Origin of the sequence: Micromonospora sp. CNB394, assembly GCF_000374985.1 — a bacterium.
In the GTDB taxonomy this organism is placed as follows: Bacteria; Actinomycetota; Actinomycetes; order Mycobacteriales; family Micromonosporaceae; genus Micromonospora; species Micromonospora marina.
Genome location: NZ_KB895857.1, coordinates 19,139 through 37,655 on the forward strand (window position 1 = coordinate 19,139; position 18,517 = coordinate 37,655).

General features: G+C 72.1%; 15 protein-coding genes. 9 read left to right on the forward strand and 6 right to left on the reverse strand.

The genetic code is table 11. The features are described 5' to 3' along the window. Positions 1 to 115: 115 nt before the first annotated feature. The 7 genes from murJ to C569_RS0125225 all read left to right on the forward strand — a co-directional run bounded on the left by murJ (position 116) and on the right by C569_RS0125225 (position 8,378). Positions 116 to 1,858: a murein biosynthesis integral membrane protein MurJ gene (gene murJ, locus C569_RS0125195; protein WP_018788512.1), complete on the forward strand. Its 1,743-nt coding sequence runs from the start codon at positions 116 to 118 to the stop codon at positions 1,856 to 1,858. 407 nt (positions 1,859 to 2,265) lie between these two features. After that, the gene (locus tag C569_RS0125200; RefSeq protein WP_026268625.1) at positions 2,266 to 3,876 is read left to right on the forward strand and encodes a protein kinase family protein; all 1,611 of its coding nucleotides are present in this window, start codon (positions 2,266 to 2,268) and stop codon (positions 3,874 to 3,876) included. Between the two features lie 43 nt (positions 3,877 to 3,919). After that, positions 3,920 to 4,624 carry an RNA polymerase sigma factor SigM gene (gene sigM, locus C569_RS0125205; protein ID WP_018788514.1) on the forward strand — a complete coding sequence of 235 codons (705 nt, stop codon included), beginning with the start codon at positions 3,920 to 3,922 and terminating at the stop codon, positions 4,622 to 4,624. Then, positions 4,621 to 5,565: a hypothetical protein gene (locus tag C569_RS0125210; protein ID WP_018788515.1), complete on the forward strand. Its 945-nt coding sequence runs from the start codon at positions 4,621 to 4,623 to the stop codon at positions 5,563 to 5,565. Before sigM ends, C569_RS0125210 begins: the two co-directional genes overlap by 4 nt. Positions 5,566 to 5,741: 176 nt before the next feature. Continuing rightward, the gene (gene trxB, locus C569_RS0125215) at positions 5,742 to 6,695 is read left to right on the forward strand and encodes a thioredoxin-disulfide reductase (protein ID WP_026268626.1); all 954 of its coding nucleotides are present in this window, start codon (positions 5,742 to 5,744) and stop codon (positions 6,693 to 6,695) included. Between the two features lie 38 nt (positions 6,696 to 6,733). After that, on the forward strand, positions 6,734 to 7,057 hold the full coding sequence (gene trxA / locus C569_RS0125220; RefSeq protein WP_018788517.1) for a thioredoxin: 324 nt from the start codon (positions 6,734 to 6,736) through the stop codon (positions 7,055 to 7,057). Positions 7,058 to 7,217: 160 nt separating this feature from the next. Further along, positions 7,218 to 8,378: an N-acetylmuramoyl-L-alanine amidase gene (locus C569_RS0125225; protein WP_026268627.1), complete on the forward strand. Its 1,161-nt coding sequence runs from the start codon at positions 7,218 to 7,220 to the stop codon at positions 8,376 to 8,378. 8 nt (positions 8,379 to 8,386) lie between these two features. On the opposite strand, the gene C569_RS0125230 is transcribed toward C569_RS0125225, so the two are convergent. Further along, positions 8,387 to 9,052: a hypothetical protein gene (locus C569_RS0125230; RefSeq protein ID WP_018788519.1), complete on the reverse strand. Its 666-nt coding sequence runs from the start codon at positions 9,050 to 9,052 to the stop codon at positions 8,387 to 8,389. Between the two features lie 281 nt (positions 9,053 to 9,333). Between C569_RS0125230 and C569_RS0125235 the strand changes: the two genes are divergently transcribed. Together C569_RS0125235 and C569_RS0125240 are read left to right on the forward strand one after the other, a co-directional pair. Continuing rightward, positions 9,334 to 10,647, forward strand: coding sequence for a PLP-dependent aminotransferase family protein (locus C569_RS0125235; protein ID WP_026268628.1), 1,314 nt, complete (start codon positions 9,334 to 9,336; stop codon positions 10,645 to 10,647). 7 nt (positions 10,648 to 10,654) lie between these two features. Continuing rightward, positions 10,655 to 11,650: a D-alanine--D-alanine ligase gene (locus tag C569_RS0125240; protein ID WP_018788521.1), complete on the forward strand. Its 996-nt coding sequence runs from the start codon at positions 10,655 to 10,657 to the stop codon at positions 11,648 to 11,650. Between the two features lies 1 nt (position 11,651). Here the strand turns inward: C569_RS0125240 and C569_RS0125245 are convergent, their stop codons facing one another. The 5 genes from C569_RS0125245 to C569_RS0125270 all read right to left on the reverse strand — a co-directional run bounded on the left by C569_RS0125245 (position 11,652) and on the right by C569_RS0125270 (position 18,314). Further along, positions 11,652 to 12,533, reverse strand: coding sequence for a hypothetical protein (locus C569_RS0125245; RefSeq protein ID WP_018788522.1), 882 nt, complete (start codon positions 12,531 to 12,533; stop codon positions 11,652 to 11,654). Positions 12,534 to 13,978: 1,445 nt separating this feature from the next. Next, complete coding sequence (locus C569_RS0125250) at positions 13,979 to 15,019, reverse strand: ParB/RepB/Spo0J family partition protein (protein ID WP_018788523.1); 1,041 nt, start codon at positions 15,017 to 15,019, stop codon at positions 13,979 to 13,981. Between the two features lie 27 nt (positions 15,020 to 15,046). Beyond that, the gene (locus C569_RS34905) at positions 15,047 to 16,381 is read right to left on the reverse strand and encodes a ParA family protein (protein ID WP_081636020.1); all 1,335 of its coding nucleotides are present in this window, start codon (positions 16,379 to 16,381) and stop codon (positions 15,047 to 15,049) included. A 248-nt stretch (positions 16,382 to 16,629) separates the two neighbouring features. Further along, positions 16,630 to 17,382: a 16S rRNA (guanine(527)-N(7))-methyltransferase RsmG gene (gene rsmG, locus C569_RS31000; protein ID WP_369754078.1), complete on the reverse strand. Its 753-nt coding sequence runs from the start codon at positions 17,380 to 17,382 to the stop codon at positions 16,630 to 16,632. Positions 17,383 to 17,723: 341 nt separating this feature from the next. Continuing rightward, positions 17,724 to 18,314, reverse strand: coding sequence for a R3H domain-containing nucleic acid-binding protein (locus C569_RS0125270; RefSeq protein WP_036346880.1), 591 nt, complete (start codon positions 18,312 to 18,314; stop codon positions 17,724 to 17,726). Positions 18,315 to 18,517: the final 203 nt, after the last annotated feature.

Genomic DNA, 18,517 nt, shown 5'->3' on the forward strand with positions numbered 1-18,517 from the left:
TCGGGCCGGAGATGGATCGACCGCGCCGGGCGCGGGTAACGGGTCCGGGTTGACTAAGGTTCCGGTTGGGCGGGGCCGGCCGGGCCCGGTCGCCACGTACCCTGGAGGCTGGCAGATGAGCGGCGGGCTCTACCGCAGCGCGAACGCGCACGGCGACGGCCTGCCGCCGGACGACGGCGCCACATTCATCTCCGCCGAGCCGCTGAACCAGCCCGGCGTCGAGGCCGTCGCGCCCCCGCAGGAGGTGGTCGCCGAGACCAGCGCCGCGGCGAACAGCGCGGTGATGGCCATCGGCAGCCTGGTCAGCCGGGGTACGGGCTTCATCCGCAACCTGATGATCGGCGCCGCGCTCGGTGGCGCGCTGGTCGGTGACGCGTTCACCACCGCGATCTTCCTGCCGAACCAGGTCTACGAGTTCCTGCTCGGCGGTGTGCTCACCAGCGTGCTGATCCCGGTGCTGGTCCGGCGGCGCAAGTCGGATCCGGACCGGGGCGAGGCGTACTCCCAGCGGCTGCTGACGCTGGCCGTGCTGGCCCTCGCCGCCGTCGCGCTGATCGCGATGATCGGCGCGCCGGTGCTGACCGCCATCTACGCCGGCGGCAAGGACCAGGACTACCGGGGCCTGGTGACCGGCCTGTCGTACCTGATGTTGCCGATGCTGTTCTTCACCGGTGTGAGCGCGCTGATCGCCGCGGTGCTGAACACGCGCGGACACTTCGCCGCGCCCATGTGGGCGCCGATCCTGAACAACGTCGTGGTGATCGGCGTCTGCGGGCTCTACATCGCGGTCTTCGGCGCCAAGATCGTCGAGCCCGGACAGATGGGCTGGGACCGCATCCTGCTCATCGGCGGCGGCACGCTGCTCGGCGTCGCGGTCCAGACCGCCGGCCTGCTGCCGGCGCTGCGCAAGGTCGGCTTCCGGTGGAAGTTGCGATTCGACTTCGGTGCGCTCGGCCTGGGCGAGCTGGCCCGGCTCGGCGGCTGGATGTTCTGCTACGTCGGCGTCAACCAGCTCGGCCTCTTCGTGGTGGTCAACCTGCTCACCCGCGCCGCCGACGGCGACAACGCCGGCCTGCTGATCTACAACAACGTGTTCCTGCTGCTGATGATGGCGCACGGCATCATCGCCGTCTCGATCATCACGGCGCTGATGCCCCGGATGAGCGCCGCCGCCGCCGAGCACCGGTTCAGCGACGTCACCGCCGACCTGTCCCGGGGCACCCGGATGGTCAGCGCCGTGCTCGCGCCCATCGCGGTCTGCTACGCGGTGCTGGCCGCCCCCATCTCGGTCGTGGTGTTCCGGTACGGCGCGTTCACCGGCGACAACGCGGTGGCCACCTCCACCGTGCTGCTGGTCGCGGCGCTGGGCCTGGTGCCGTTCGCGGTGAGCCAGCTCTTCACGTTCGCGTTCTACGCGCTGCCGGACACCCGGACCCCGGCTCTGATCAACATTCCGGTGGTGGCGCTGCGCGTCCTGCTCCAGGTGGGCCTGTTCCTGATCTTCTCGAACACGTTCGCGGCGGCCGGGATGATGCTCGGCAACGCGGTGTCGTACCTGGCGGCGGCGATCATCTCGGCGATGCTGCTGCGGCCCCGGGTGGGCCGGATCGGGCTGGGCGGGATCATGCGGACGCTCGGCCGGGTGGTCGTTGCGGCGCTCGGTGCCGCGCTCGTCGGCGTGCTCGTGGTGGCGGTGCTCCCCGGCGATCCGGCGAGCCTGAGCTGGCTCGCCGCGGCGGTGCAGCTGGTGATCGGCGGCGCGGCGATCGGCGCGACCTACCTCGGGCTCGCCATGGTGCTGCGGATCGGCGAGATCACCGAGGTGGTCGGGATGGTCCGGCGGCGCCTCGGCCGTTGACCCCCTCGGTGACCGACTGTGAACGAGGATCACCAGGCTGGGGATACGGCTGTGGATAACTTGGAATTCCGCCGTCCACCGGGCCTCCCGGCCTGTGGACAACCAACCGTACGGACGAGGGAGCGCAGGCCGGGACGGGGGAACCTCCCCGTCGCCACACCGGTACGCCCCTGTGCCGCCACGTTGCCGCCAACCTCTAGATTGACGGTGTGTGTCCGGCTTGCCCGTCGGGTGGGCGGGCGAGCCGGCCGGAGCGGCTGTGACCGGCCTTCCGGCCGGTCACAGCGGGAAGATGACATGTCGGAGAACCGGGCATCCCGGGTAAGGTCGCTCTCGACGGGTACGACCGGGATCGACGCGGGTGTCGACACCGCGGCCGTTCCACCGAAGGTAGAGCGGGAAGCCACATGCCCAGCAGCACGGGTCCATCGATCGACGCGATCACCGAGGGAGGACGGGTGACCCAGGTCGGCGAGGGTCAGGAAGCGGAGGAGACCTCTCCTACGGTCGTGACCTTCGGTGCTCCCACGGTCGGTGAGCTGCTCGCCGAGCGGTACGAGCTGGTCGAGCACATCAACAACGACAGCGCGGGCCGGCTGGTCTGGCGCGGTGTCGACGTGGTGCTCCGCCGTCCCGTCGCCGTGGTCCTCCGCTACCCGGGTGGCGACTCCGCCACCGAGATGCTTCAGGCCGCGGTCGCCGCGAGCCGCGTCATCCACCCCAACCTGGTCGGCGTCTACGACGCGATCGACGAGGACGACCGGGCCTACGTGGTCCGCGAATGGGTCGACGGGCAGTCGCTGCGCGAACTGGTCGGCGCCGACGGCCCGCTGGACCCGGCCCGGGCCACCGCGATCGGCAACGCCGTCGCCAGCGCCCTCGCCGCCGTGCACGCCACCGGCATGGTGCACGGCAATCTCCACCCCGGCACCGTCATGATCAGCGACGACGGCCGGGTGGTGCTCGCCGACGCGCGTACCGACGGCGCGGACAGCCAGGAGAACGACCTGCGCGCGGTCGGCGGGGTGCTCTACTTCGCCCTGACCGGGCACTGGCCGCACGGTGAGGCCCCGCTGCACGGCGCCACCGCCGGGCACGGCCGTGCCGCCCTGCCGGACGCCGTCCGGGACGCCGGCGGCGCCATCGCCGCGCCCCGGCAGATGCGCGCCGGGGTGCCGGCCTACCTCGACGACCTCACCATGGACCTGCTCGACCCGGAGATCCCCCCGCCTTCGTCGGATGTGCTGGCCGCCGAGTTGAGCCGGCTCGACATCCCGGCCGACGAGCAGTTCCTGGAGCAGGCCGGTCCGCTGCGTTTCACCGCCGACCCCGGCGAGGAGCCCTCCCCGCTGGCCGCGGCCGGTGGTCGCAAGGTCGCCATCGGCATCGCCGGTCTGCTGGCGGTCGCCCTGGTCGGGCTGCTCATCGGCATCAACGCACTCGGTGGTGGCGACGACGGCGACAAGGAGCCGGTCGCCCAGCCGACGAACAGCGCGCCGGCCACCGACGGCGGTGCCGAACCCGCCGCGCAGGTCCGCAAGCTCACCATCGAGGACGTACGGATCATCGACCCGGAGGGCGACCGCGCCGAGGTGCGCAACGCCGAGAAGGTCATCGACGGCGACGAGGACGACGGCTGGGAGACAAACAGCTACCGCACCAACGCCAAGTTCGGCGGCCTCAAGAAGGGCATGGGCGTCTGGATCGACCTGGGCGCCCCGCACACGGTCAAGCAGCTGGAGGCCACACTCTCGGCCACCGGCGCCACCGTCGAGCTTCGCACCGGCACCCGCGGCGACTTCCCGTCCACCTCCTCCGGCGACAAGCAGCTCCTGAACGCCTACTCGACGGTGGTCGGACCGCCGAACGAGGACGGCGGCACCAAGATGATCTTCAACGCGTTCGAACCCGATCAGAAGTACCAGTACCTGCTGTTCTGGATCACCAAGCTGCCGGCGAAGGACAGCGGCAACAGCTGGAAGCTCGGCGTCCAGGAGATCACGGTCCAGGGCTCGTGACCCGGCCGCCGTCCCCGCCGAGCCACCTCCACCGGATGTGGTGATGGTCGAACGCGACGGCGCGCAGCCCGGCCGCTCCGACCTGGAGCTGCTCCGGGCACACGCGGCAGGCGACCGGGACGCCTTCGCCGAGCTGTTCCAACGGCACCGGGACCGCCTCTGGGCGGTCGCGCTGCGCACGATCGGCGACCGCGAGGAGGCCGCCGATGCCCTCCAGGACGCCATGCTGTCGGCGCACCGCGCGGCGGCCCGGTTCCGGGGCGACTCGGCGGTCACCACCTGGCTGCACCGCATCGTGGTGAACGCCTGCCTGGACCGGATCCGGCGGCGGCAGACCCACGCCACCGTCCCGCTGCCCGACGGCGTGCACACCGACGGCGAACCGGGCCGGCACACCGGCGGCGCGGAACCGGCAGCGCCCGCCCACGACCACGACACCGCCCTCGTGGTCCGGCAGGCGCTCGCCGCGCTGCCCGCGGAGCAGCGGGCCGCGCTGGTCCTGGTCGACGTCCAGGGCTACCCGGTGGCCGAGGTCGCCGGCATGCTCGACGTCGCCGAGGGCACCGTGAAGAGCCGGTGCGCCCGGGGCCGCGCCCGCCTCGCCGTACTGCTCGGACACCTGCGGACCGGCACCGACGCACCGGCCGGTGACGTGCCGCCGCTCACCCCCGGGAACCGCAGGCGTCCCGAGGGCGTCGGATCCTCGTCGGGAGCGTCCCGGCAGGCCGTCAGCCAGGAGGAGCCGTGACTTCCCGGGAGTTCAGCAAGGTCGACCACGACCTGCTCGCCGACTACCTCGGCGGGGCGCTGGACGGCACTCCCGAGCAGGCGACCGTGGCCCGGCTGGTCGAGCAGGACCCCGCGTGGCGTGCCGCGTACGAGAATCTCGCCGACGCGGTCGACCTGGTCGGAGCCGACCTCGCCGGCTGGGCCGCAGCCCCCGCGCCGGAGATGCCGCAGGCGGTGGCCGACCGGATCACCGCCGCGCTCGCCGGGGCCGGCCCCGCGCTGCGCGACGGTACGCCGGTCGTGCCGGCGCAGTCCGGCGGCGCGAGTCGGCCACCCGGCACGCCCCCCCGCCTCGACCGGCTCAGCGGCCCCGGCCGTCGGCCCCGGCGCTGGGCCCGCATCGCCGGGCCGGTGGCCCTGGCCGCGGCCTCGGTCGCCGCGGTGGGGCTCGGTGTCGGCCGGATGGCCGATCCGGGTGACGGCAGCGTCGGTACGGCCGACCGGACGGGCGGGGAGGCGGCACCCATGGCCGCCGCGCCGTACCGGACCACCGGACCGGCCGTGCGCAGCGGCACCGACTGGACACCGGAACGCCTCGCCGCCGACCGGGTGCCCGTCGGAGCGAAGTCGATCCCGGGAGACATGGCCGGGCCGTCCGGCGCGGCGAAGGACGGCGCGGAGACGCGCCCGTACAAGAGTGAGCGCCTCGGCGCCCTCAGCAACCTGGATCGGCTGAACCGGCCGGAAACCCTCGCCGCGTGCCTCACCGCGATCGGGGCCGAGCACGGCGCCGGGCCGCTCACCGTGACCATGGTCGACTACGCCCGGTTCCAGGGCGCACCGGCGCTCGTGGTGACGTTCGCGGACGCGGGCGGCGCCCGCTGGGGATGGGTGAGCGGGCCGGAGTGCGGGGTACCCGGGTCCGGCGCGGACACGCGGTTCCGGACGCGGGTAGGGTGAAAACGCGGACCCGACGCTCGTCCCGTCACGTGACCTGACCCACCGGATGACCGGCTCGGGAATCCCCGCTTCGTACGATGACGTTCTGCAAGTCAGGCGCCGGCGCCCCTGAGCCGCCGGCACTCGGGATCGACATCGGTGCGGCCGGTGACGAACACACACATCTGGAGACGGCAGTGGACGAGGTCCGCAACCTGATCATCATCGGCTCCGGTCCGGCCGGCTACACGGCGGCGGTCTACGCCGCCCGCGCCAACCTGAAGCCCCTGGTGATCGAGGGCGTGCAGTCGGGTGGCGCGCTGATGACCACCACCGAGGTGGAGAACTTCCCCGGCTTCGCCGACGGCATCCTCGGCCCCGAGCTGATGGACAACATGCGCAAGCAGGCCGAGCGCTTCGGCGCCGAGTTCCTCACCGACGACGTGACGCGGGTCGAGCTGAAGGACACCGGCGAGATCGGCTCCGACGCCGTGAGCACCGTGTGGGTGGGCGAGACCGCCTACCGCGCCCGCGCCGTCATCCTCTCCACCGGCTCGGCCTGGCGTCCGCTGGGTGTGCCGGGCGAGCAGGAATACCTCGGCCACGGCGTGTCGTCCTGCGCCACCTGTGACGGCTTCTTCTTCCGCAACCAGCACATCGTGGTGGTCGGCGGCGGCGACTCGGCGATGGAGGAGGCCAGCTTCCTCACCCGTTTCGCCGAGTCGGTGACCATCCTCCACCGCCGCGACTCGTTCCGCGCCAGCAAGATCATGGCCGAGCGGGCACTGAGCAACGAGAAGATCAAGGTCGAGTGGAACACCGTGGTCGAGGAGATCCTCGGCGACGACGGCAAGGTCAACGGCGTACGGGTACGCAACGTGCACACCGGCGAGAGCAAGGTGCTCGACGTCACGGGCGTGTTCGTGGCGATCGGTCACGACCCGCGCAGCGAGCTGTTCCGCGGTCAGGTGGAGATGGACGACGAGGGGTACGTGCGGGTTCAGGCCCCCAGCACCCGGACCAGCGTGCCCGGTGTGTTCGCGGCGGGTGACGTCGTCGACCACACCTACCGGCAGGCCATCACGGCGGCCGGCACCGGCTGCGCCGCCGCGCTGGACGCCGAGCGCTTCATCGCCACCATTCAGGGCTGAGAGTTCCACGAGCAAGGTTCGGAGGAGGAGAGTTCATAGTGGGAACAACCAAGGCGGTCACGGACGCCAGCTTCGTCAGCGACGTGCTGCAGTCCGACAAGCCGGTGCTGGTCGACTTCTGGGCGGAGTGGTGCGGCCCCTGCCGCAAGGTCTCGCCGCTGCTGGAGGAGATCGCGGGCGAGATGAAGGACCAGGTCACCATCGTCAAGCTCAACATCGACGAGAACCCGGAGACGGCCCGCGCCTACCGGGTGATGTCGGTGCCGACGCTGACCATCTTCAAGAACGGCCAGCCGGTGCAGTCGATCGCCGGCGCCAAGCCGAAGGGCGAGCTGGTCAAGCTCATCGAGTCGGCGCTCTGAGCCGTACCGAAACTGCCGCAACCCCGTCACCACGCCCGGTGGCGGGGTTGCGGCTTTCCTGACCTGCATGAACGGGAACCCGGTGGGTATCGGCCACGGTACGCTCCGTAAGCGTCCGTCGGAGTTCCGGTCCGCCAACGTCCGTGCAGAGGGGGTCGTCGTGCGTCCGATCCGACCCGGTGACCAGGGACCGGCAGTGGCCGAGATCCGTACCGTCCTCGCCGCCCTGGAGCTTCTTCCCGCCGAGGCCGGAGGCGACGACTACGACGCCCAGACCGAACGCGCGGTACGGGCCTTCCAGCAGTCCCGCGGCCTCAGCGTCGACGGGCGGGTCGGCGCCGAGACCTGGCGGGCGCTCGACGCGGCCCGCTGGCGGTTCGGCGCCCGCGCGCTCTACCACGCCGTACCCGAGCCACTTACCGGCGAGGACGTCCGCTCGCTCCAGGAACGCCTGCTGGAGATGGGGTACGACGTGGGCCGCGCGGACGCCATCTACGGCATCCGCACCTCCCGCGCGGTGGCGCAGTTCCAGCGGGAGATGGGCCTGAAACCGGACGGCTCGTGCGGGCCGCACACCGTCAACGCGCTGCGCCGCCTCGGCCGCAAGGTGGTCGGCGGGCGCCCGCAGTGGCTGCGCGAGTCCGACGCCATCCGGCAGGCCGGGCCGACGCTCGTCGGGCGGACCGTGGTGATCGACCCGGGGCACGGGGGCACCGACCCGGGTGTGGTGGTGCCCGACGGCCCGCTGCGCTGGAGCGAGGCGGACCTCGTGCACGACCTCGCCAGCCGGCTGGAGGGGCGGCTCGCCGCGGCGGGCGTACGCGTGCAGCTCACCCGGGGCCCGTCACCCGGCGACTGTCTGCCGGACGCGGACCGGGCCCAGCTCGCCAACTCCCTCGGCGCCGACGTGTTCATCTCGCTGCACACCGACGGGCACGCCAACCCGGAGGCCGAGGGGGTGGCCACCTACCACTACGGCACCGACAACGGCGTCACGTCGGCGACCGGCGAACGCCTGGCCGGTCTCGTGCAGCGGGAGATCGTGGCCCGCACCGGGCTGCGCGACTGCCGTACCCACGCCAAGGCATGGGAACTGCTCCGGCTCACCCGGATGCCCGCGGTACGCGTCGAGGTCGGATACCTCACCTCACCGGACGACCGGGCGCGGCTCGTCGATCCGCGCTTCCGGGACCGGGTGGTCGAGGCCATCGTGGCCGGCGTGCAGCGGATGTACCTGCCGATCGAGCGGGACGTGCCGACCGGCTCGATCGACGTGAGCGAACTACGGGCGATCGTCGCCGCCGGCACCGTCGTCGACTGAGTCGCAGCTCAGCTCGTCGAGCGGGTGGCGGGCGCCGGGCGGACCGGCCGCAGCAGCGTCTCCGGGCTCATCGAGCCGAGCAGCTTCTCCAGCGCGTACTCGACGTCCGACTTCCAGCTCAGCGCCGTCCGCAACTCCAGCCGCAGCCGGGGGTAGCGCGGGTGCGGTCGGACCGTCTTGAAGCCCACCGACAGGAAGAAGTCGGCGGGCGCCACGCACGCACGCGCCGGATCGTCCGCGTCGTCGCCGAACTTGGCGTCGCCGAACGCCTCGATCGCCTTGATGCCGCGCTTGGTCAGGTCGCGGGCCACGCCCTGCACCAGCATCCGGCCCAGGCCGCCGTCGGCGAAGGCGGCCACCACGTGCGCCGTCATCAGCAGCGCCGCGTCCGCCGAGACCGGCGAGGTGGGAAACGCCATCGAGCGCGGGACGTACGCCGGCGGGGCGTACATGACGAAGCCGGCCGGCATGCCGTCGACGTAGACGAGCTTGCCGCAGGAGCCCCACTCCAGCAGCGTCTGGGAGACCCACGCCTCCTTCTCCAGGCCCGGGTCGCCTGCCGCGCAGGCCCGTTCGGCGGAGACCGGATCCAGCTCCCAGTAGACGCAGCTGCGGCAGGATCGAGGCAGGTCCTCCAGCGTGTCCAGGGTCAGGCTGACCAGACGTCGCGACATGAGCGCACCCCACCACTAGGCTCGGAGCGCCGGTGAGTCCCGCGCCCTCCTGCTCCCGACGAGCGATCGTACGCCCCTGCCCGGCAGTACGGGAGGGAACGCCCCAACCCCCGCCCGGACGGCCGACGGCGGGTCCGGGATGTGGACGTGTCCACACGGCCGGTGCCACGACCGTCACCGGGGACTACGATCGACCAACCGGCCCCGCCGCCAATGGATGCCGGTATCGCGGGTACCACACCGGGCGGCAGCCCCGCCGACACCCGATCGAGGTGATGTCCATGACCGGCACGACGCTCGACGACTACACCGACCGGTACGCCCGGCGCGTCCGCGGGATGACCGCCTCGGAGATCCGGGCGCTCTTCGCGGTGGCCAGCCGGCCGGAGGTCGTCTCGCTCGCCGGTGGGGCACCCTACATCGCGGCGCTGCCGCTGGACGCGGTCGGCGAGATGCTCGGCCGGCTCGGCTCCGAGCACGGCGCCACCACCCTCCAGTACGGCATCGGCCAGGGCACCCCGGAGCTGCGCGAGCGGATCTGCGAGGTGATGTCCCTGTCCGGAATCGACGCCTCCTGCGGCGCTTCCCCGGAGGACGTGGTGGTCACGGTCGGCGGCCAGCAGGCCCTCGACCTGGTGGCCCGACTCTTCCTGGACCCGGGTGACGTGGTGCTCGCCGAGGGCCCGACGTACGTCGGCGCGCTCGGGGTGTTCCAGGCCGCCCAGGCTCAGGTCGCCCATGTGCCGATGGACGACGAAGGGCTCATTCCGGAGGCGCTGGAGATGGCCATCGCGGACCTCGCCCGCGCCGGCCGGCGGGTGAAGTTCCTCTACACCATCCCCACCTACCAGAACCCCGCCGGCGTGACGCTGAGCGAGGAGCGGCGTGAGCGGGTGCTCGACATCTGCGAGCGCGCCGGGCTGCTCGTGGTGGAGGACGACCCGTACGGTCAGCTCGGTTTCTCCGGCGAGGCGCCCCGGCCGCTGCGGGCCCGGCGGCGCGACGGCGTCTTCTACCTGAGCACGTTCTCCAAGACCTTCGCGCCGGGCCTTCGGGTCGGCTGGATCCTGGCCCCGCACGCGGTCCGCGACAAGCTGGTCATCGCCAGCGAGGCGCAGATCCTCTGCCCGAGCGCCTACGCGCAGTCGGCCGTCTCGACGTACCTCGGCACCATGCCCTGGCGGCAGCAGCTCAAGGTCTACCGCGAGGTCTACCGCGAGCGCCGGGACGCGCTGCTCGACGCGATGACCGACCTGATGCCCGAGGGCACCACCTGGACCAAGCCGCAAGGCGGCCTGTTCGTCTGGGCGACGCTGCCCGACGGGCTCGACTCCAAGGCGATGATGCCGCGGGCCGTGGCCGCTCGCGTCGCGTACGTGCCGGGGACCGGCTTCTACGCCGACGGCACGGGCGCCGGCAACATGCGGCTCAACTTCTCCTTCCCGACGCCGGAGCGGATCCGCGAGGGCGTCCGCCGGCTCGCCGGGGTGATGGAGCAGGAGATCGCCATGCGCAAGGTCTTCGGCGCGGTCGGCGGCGCCGGTCCCCGCCGGCGCCAGGGCGGCTCGGACGCGCCCGGTCCCGACTTGGCATGATGCCCGCATGTCCGACAGCCCCGCCACACCGACTCCCGTGACCGGATCCGCCGCCGACGAGTTGCACGTACTGGTGCTCGCGGGCGGCCTCTCCTACGAGCGGGACGTCTCGCTGCGATCGGGTCGCCGGGTCCTCGACGCGCTGCGCGCCGTCGGCGTCGAGGCGGAACTGCGCGACGCCGACGTGGCGTTGCTGCCCGCCCTGACCGCCGACCCGCCGGACGCCGTGGTGATCGCCCTGCACGGCGCCACCGGCGAGGACGGGTCGCTGCGCGGCGTCCTGGACCTCTGCGACGTGCCCTACGTCGGCTGCGACGCCCGGTCGTCCCGCCTCGCGTGGGACAAGCCGTCGGCCAAGGCGGTGCTGCGCGAGTCGGGCATCCCGACGCCCGACTGGGTGGCGCTGCCGCACGACCGGTTCTCCGAGTTGGGCGCCGTGGCCGTCCTGGACCGGATCGTCGACCGCCTGGGGCTGCCGCTGATGGTCAAGCCCGCGCAGGGCGGTTCCGGACTGGGCGCCGCCGTGGTCCGGGAGGCGGCGTCGCTGCCGGCCGCGATGGTGGGTTGTTTCGCGTACGACCAGACCGCGCTCGTGGAACGCTACGTCCCCGGGATGGACGTGGCGGTCTCCGTGCTCGACCTCGGCAGGGGGCCGCAGGCCATGCCCCCGGTCGAGATCGTGCCGCGCAACGGCGTCTACGACTACGCGGCCCGCTACACCGCCGGGCGCACCACCTGGCACGCGCCCGCCCGGCTCGACGCCGCGACGACCGCCCGGGTGACCGAGGTGGCGCTCGCCGCGCACACCGCGCTCGGACTGCGCGACGTGTCCCGGGTCGACCTGATCGTCGGCGCCGACAGCGACCCGCACGTGCTGGAGGTCAACGTCTCCCCGGGCATGACCGAGACGTCGCTCCTGCCGCTGGCGATCCAGGCGGCCGGACTGGACTTCGGCCGGGTTCTCGGCACGCTCGTGACCCGGGCCGCCGCCCGCCGTCGCTGACTCAGACCTCCCGGGTACGCGCCCCGCCCGGCCGGTCCTCCGGCCCGTCCTCCCGCTCGTCCTCGTCTTCGTCGTCCGAGGCGTTGCCCGGCCCGCCGCCCGATGCGCTGCGTGACTCGCTCGCGGGCGTCTCACCGGTCTGCGCTGCCGGGTCGGGCTCCGACGGGTCCGCCGAGGGGTCTGAGAGGTCCGCTGCCGCGTCGGACTCCGGAATCTCGTCCGCAGCCTCGATCACCGACAGGGACTCCTCCTCGGGCTCCTCAGCGGCGTTCGCGGGGGAGGTCGAGGAGAGACTCGACGGTGCCTGCCACTGGATGCGCGGCGGCTCGGCCAGCGGGCGGCCACCGAACTCGGCGAGCCACGCTGCCACCAGCGCCAGGTTCTCCCGCCACTGGTCCTCGGAGATCGGCGGCAGGATCGAGTCCCACAGCGACAGGAACGTGCCCCGCAGTTGCAGCCGCCCGTACGGCCGGGCCAGGAACCACAGGTGCAGATGCGCCGAACCGTCGCCCCACCGGTTCACATGGACGCGAGCCACCCCGTCGAGCGAGCGGACGGCCCGCTCCAGGCGGACGGTCATCACGCCCAGCTCGGCGGCGAGCAGATTCGGCAGGTCGCCCAGATCCAGGTGCGATCGGGACTCCAGGATCAGAACCATTGGCAGACCGGTGGGCCGGTCCATGGCGCGGACACGCCACCGCTCACCGACCCAGATGTACGCCTCGTCGGGCGCGTTGCAGGCGGTGCACTCACGGTCCGCCTCGCCGCGGCGGGGAGGTTCGAACGGTACGGGCTCGTCGAGCTGCTTGACGCGGAGATCGCCCTCGAAGGGGAAGGACGGCCACTGGGTGAAGTCGGGAACTGAGGGAGGGGTGTCCGGCACGACGCTGACCCTAACCGAGTTGGCGACGCCTGTCCCTACCCGTTCCACTGGGCACACACCGGTTGTCCACCGGGTTGTCCACAGGCTGCCGAGATCACCAGCACAGCGCGTCATGCACTGCTCAGCAAGGGTTTCCTCGCTTCGTTTCACGTGAAACAGAGGGTGCCTGTGGAAAACTGCTGTGGATAACCAGGGGGGGCTTCCGGGTCCGTTCGTCAAACGATCCGGCGACGGATCCGCACCGGGTGTGGCCGGTTCTTCTCGTACGTGTTTCACGTGAAACAGCGGCGCGGCGCTCCGTCCCGCTCTGCGGCGCGGGCGCTTGATGTGGCTGCTTGGCGCGGCACGTCGTAGGCCGCACCCGAGGATTGCTTCTTGGGCGGTCGGCAGCCGGACCTTCGCCTTGGTGCTCCCGGCGTCGGTTGAGCACGCTCGCGGTGGCGGCCAGGGTCGGGGCAATGGGAGTGGCACCGCTGGAGAGGTGGCCGTTGACCCCGGCGGCGACGGCGTCCTTCGGGAACTGATCGCGGGTCGAGCGGACCGGCCCCCTCAGCCCTGCTGCTCATCATCACGTGCACGTGGCCGCGGCTCTGAGCCGGAAGCGGGATGCTGTTTCACGTGAAACGGATGGCCGTCTCCAGGCTCGGTCAGCTCCGACAGAGGGGTGCGCAAGTGCGATCCCCGCCAGGCGGAGCCCACGGTGCACAGGAGCCCGAGAGGCGCGGGTAGGCCGGACCCGCGGCTTGATGGATGCTGGCAGCGCTGACCGCGCCCCGCCCGGACGCCGGGATTCTTCTCCCCGGCTCGATGGTTCGAAGTCGTAGTGCGCGGCTCGGCGTCAGGATCGGCCGGGTCAATCAGGAGCGGGGGCGCCGAGCGAGGATCGAGGTTCACCGTCCGAGTGCTCCTGCCGCTCCCGACTCGGTTCCCGGCAGAGCGCAGATCGGTAGAACACCGGAACGCCTCGTCGCTGGCGATCGAGCGGTCGGCCGGAACGAGCCGGCCATCAAGGGACGGATTCCGGCAACCGTCGAAGCCGACCCGGCTGCATCGCTGAAACCAGCCGGTTCCACCGCTACCACCGCTACCGCACGATCGGCACCGACCCGCACCGCTGCCGCCCCGTCACCGACTCCCATCGGTCGCGGCTGGCCGTAACCGGCTCGTCCGGCGCGTGCCCCCGCGATCGGCGGCCTGGCGATCGTTGCCGGTGGTTTCACGTGAAACGGGGAGCTGCGGCTGAGGCTGGTGGCGCTCGCCGCGCGGGTCGCCGCGACCGCGGCTTCGGCGGCAACCGTTCGGCCGAGCGTCCGTCCCACGCGATCGGCGCCGACCCGGCCGCCTCCAGTCGGAGGGAGGTACGGCACCGAAGTCAGGCCCAGACGCAGATCCGGCCGCACTCCCTCGTCGGGCGGTGCGGCCGGATCAACAGACCGGAGAAGGGACTACGCCTCGGGCTGCGCGTCCTCACCCATGCCGATGATGCCGACGATCCGCTCCAGGTCGTCGACGGTGGCGAACTCGATCGTGATCTTGCCCTTGCTGCGGCCGATGTCGACCTTCACCCGGGTGTCGAACCGGTCCGAAAGTCGGTCCGCGAGATCAGTGAGCGCCGGGGCGTGCGGCTTCGGCCGGCGCTTGGCGGCGGCTGTCTTCGCCGGCTCATCGGCGAGCGCCAGGTGCACCAGCTCCTCGGCACCGCGGACCGTGATGCCCTCGCGGACGATCCGCTCCGCGAGGGCCTCCTGCGCCTCGGCGTTGTCCAGGCTGAGCAGTGCCCGGGCGTGGCCGGCGGAGAGGACGCCGGCAGCAACCCGGCGCTGCACGGCGGGCGGCAGGTTCATCAGTCGGATGGTGTTGGAGATCTGCGGGCGGCTGCGGCCGATCCGCCGGGCCAGCTCCTCGTGCGTGGCGCCGAACTCCTCCAGCAGTTGCTGGTACGCCGCCGCCTCTTCGAGCGGGTTGAGGTTGGCGCGATGGATGTTCTCCAGGAGCGCGTCCCGGAGCATCGCGTCGTCTTTCGTGTCCCGAACGATCGCCGGGATGGTCTCACGGCCGACCGCCTGGGCGGCACGCCAGCGCCGCTCGCCCATCACGAGTTCGAACTTCTCGGGGTCGAGCTGGCGGACCACGATCGGCTGGAGGAAGCCGACCTCCTGGATCGAGGTCTTCAGTTCCTCCAGCGCTTCCTCGTCGAAGACGTGCCGGGGCTGCTTCGGGTTGGGCACGATCGCGTCGACCGGGATCTCCGCAAAGCGGGCACCGGGCACCGGGCTCAGCTGAGGCTCGGGCTCGACGGCCGGAGGCGGGATGCTTCCGAGGCCGCCGGTGATGGCGGCGGTCGCACCAGCGGCCGGGCCCGGCGAGGGCGCGGCCGCGGCCGGCGTCTCCGGCTCGACGGCGGCCGGTTCGGCGCCCGGTACCGGTCCGGTGGGGATGAGGGCGCCGAGCCCTCGACCCAGTCCGCCGCGGGGACGGTTCTTCATGCGACGCCTCCCAGCGACATCTCCGCATTACGCATTCCGGCTCACCGGCTCCTTGACGCCTCGTTCCGCGATCTCCTGGGCGGCCTCGAAGTAACTCGTGGCTCCCCGTGAACCGGGATCGTAGGTCATCACCGACTGGCCGTAGCTCGGTGCCTCGGAGACACGCACGTTGCGGGGGATGACGGCTTGGAGCACCTTGTCGCCGAAGTGGTTCCGGACGTCCTGCTCCACCGCGTCGGCCAGCCGGGTACGCCTGTCGTACATGGTGAGCAGGATGGTGGAGACCTCGAGCTTCGGGTTGAGGTGCTGACGAACCAGGTTGATGTTGTTTATCAACTGGTTCAGGCCCTCCAGCGCGTAGTACTCGCACTGGATCGGGATCAGCACCTCCTGCGCGGCCACGAGCGCGTTGACGGTGAGCAGGCCGAGCGACGGCGGACAGTCGATGAAGACGTAGTCGAAGTGCCCCGGGTACGCGGCGATGGCCCGCGCCAGGCGCGACTCCCGGGCCACCACCGAGACCAGCTCGATCTCGGCGCCGGCCAGGTCGATCGTGGCCGGTACGCACCACAGGTTGGGGATGCCCTCGACCGCCTGGGCCACCTCCTCCAACGGCACGCTGTCGATCAGGCAGTCGTACACGTCGGGCACGCCCGTGTGGTGCGGCACGTTCAGACCGGTGGAGGCGTTCCCCTGGGGGTCAAGGTCGACCACGAGCACCCGGTTGCCGTGGAGCGCGAGCGCCACTGCGAGGTTCACGGTGGTGGTCGTCTTACCCACGCCGCCCTTCTGGTTGGCGACGCACATCACCCGGGTCCGGTCGGGGCGCGGCATGGTGACCTCGCCACTGGGATTCAGGATCTGCACGGCGCGCATCGCCTCCATAGCCAACGGTGGATCATCCTCTTCGCGCGTCGGGGTTTCACGTGAAACGTACGTGCTGGCGTCTACCTCGTCCCCGTACCCGTCTGCCTGTGGCGTGTCGGACGCCGACACGGCTTCGGGGGCGGCCTGGAACGGCACGGCCAAGACGGGCGGCTGGGGTTCGTAGCGGGTGGGCACTGCGGCGTTCGCCCGCACCGCTGACGGGCGCGGGGTCGGCGCGTTCACCGGACCGTCGGCCGGGTCGAGCGGGTCGCGGGCCGGCGGTACGTTCGTCGGCACGGACGAGACGGGGCGCACGGGCCCGCCGGCCGGCGGCTCCCGCCGCTTGGACGACTGAGCCGGGTACGGGGAGGGCGGTTCGCCGGACTCGTTCACCGTCCACTCCTGGTAGTTGGTTTCACGTGAAACGGGGTCGGTGGAGGGCTGGCCTCCGGGTCCGGTCAACCGTGGATCGTCGTACCTGCCGTCGTCATGCACCTGTCATCCCTACCCGCTCCGGATGGTCGGTCCGCACCCGTCGAAATCGCGTCCGCGCCTCGCACGGCGCAGTCGGCTCGGCGGGAACCGTCGGGTTCGGGTGCCGCCCCGGCACCGCCGTTCCACACTATCGACGCGCGGTCAGCCTACGGCCGACGGGCGCGGTGGGTCCATGTCGGGTTGCGATCGATCGCGTCACGCCCACCGGTCCAACGACCGGACGGGGGCGTGCGGAATGGCGTACCCGCTCAGCGGTCTCCGCGACGGCGACCGCCACGCGACCGCTTCGGCTTCTTCGGACGGCGCGGGTTGACCACGCGCTCCCGGACCACCTCGACCACCGTCGCCGGGGCTTCGATCACCCCTTCGCCGCATCTATGCAGTTCCGGTGTACCACCGCCGAGGCGGATCACGGCCTCGGCGTGCTCGGTGATCTCATCGGCGGCCGATGCGCCCTTGAGCGCGACGAGCCGGCCGCCGGCAGCCACGAGCGGCAGGCACCAGGAGGCGAGCCGGTCCAGCGGCGCCACCGCGCGTGCCGTCACGATGTCGGCGCTCAGCGGCTCCCGGTCACGCGAGCCGGCCGCCGCCTCCTCGGCCCGCCCACGGAACACACGGACGTCCCGGGTCAGGCCGAGACGCTGCACCGCCTCGATCAGGAAAGCGGTACGCCGGGCCAGCGGCTCCACGAGCGTCACGGTGAGGTCGGGACGCGCGATCGCCAGCACCAGACCGGGGAGCCCGGCACCGGAGCCGACGTCGATGACGCGGGCGCCCTCCGGAATCCGTTCCGCCACCACCGCGCAGTTGAGCAGGTGCCGCTCCCAGAGGCGCGGGGTCTCCCGGGGGCCGATCAGGCCACGGACCACACCGTCGGTGGCGAGCAGTTCGGCGTACGCGGCGGCGAGGTCGAGCCGGTCCCCGAACAACGAGCGGGCGGCCTCCGCCAGTTCGGGCGGCAGCGTCGCCGACGCCGGATCAGGCTCGGCGCCACTGTCCACGAGGGACGGTGTGTCCGCCGACGGCTCCGCGAAGACCGGGTCGGCCACCGCGGCGGGGTCGGCCGGCGTCACGTCCGCCGCCTGCTCACCGGAGAAGGCAGGCGTCACGTCCACCGCCGGGTCGGCGGGCTCCACCCCGGTCACCACCGCCGGTCCGCCGGAGAAGGCGGGCTCGCCCGGGTCGGTACCGGCCCTTCCCGGGTACGCCGGGTCGGCCGGCCCGTCGTCGTCGGAGAAGACCGGGTCGACAGTGTTGTCGGGGCGCACAGCCGACGGCCCGGGCGGCGTGCCACCCGGGCCGGTCACGGCTCCTGCCGTCGTCTCGTCGGAGATCACGGACCTCAGTCCGCCGCCGGCCGGACGACGATGCGGCGGTTGGGCTCGACGCCCTCGGACTCGCTCTCCACCCCGCTCATCGCGTTCACCACGTCGTGCACGCACTTGCGCTCGAACGCGGACATCGGCTCCAGGCGCACCGGCTCGCCGTGCTCCTTGACCTTCTCGACCGCGTTCTTCGCCACGGCGGCCAGCTCCTTGCGACGGGCCGCCCGGTAGCCGCTGACGTCGAGCAGCAGCCGGCTCGGGGTGCCGGTCTGACGGAACACGGCCAGCCGGGTCAGTTCCTGGAGCGCCTCGAGGGTCGCGCCGCGCTGGCCGACCAGGTTCTGGAGCCGGGCGCCGACCACCTCGACCACGGGACGGCCGCCGGAGACCAACTCGTCGATGTCGCCGTCGTAGTCGAGGATGTCCAGCAGACCCTCGACGTAGTCGGCGGCGATCTCACTCTGCCGGAACAGGTCGCTGTCGGCCGGTGCCTTCTTCTCCCGGGCCTCGCCCGCGGCGTCCTCGGTCTCGGTGGCGGCGGTGACAGGGGTCTCCTCGTCCAGGGACTGGTCGGCGCTGGGGATGCTGGTCTCGGTCACGGGTCTCATCTCCGTACTCGCTCGGCCGGACCGTCGGGGTCCGCTGGTCTCCCGGGGCCGGCGGGAGGTTCGCCGGGTGCCCTCGGGCACGTCTGTACGGGCCAGTTTCGCCCGTGTCCGCGCTCCGCGCGGCGATTCCGGCGCGGCACCGACTCCTCGGAGGCAGCACGCGGCCGGAACGGGCCACCGCCGGGATCGCAACGGTGGCCCGG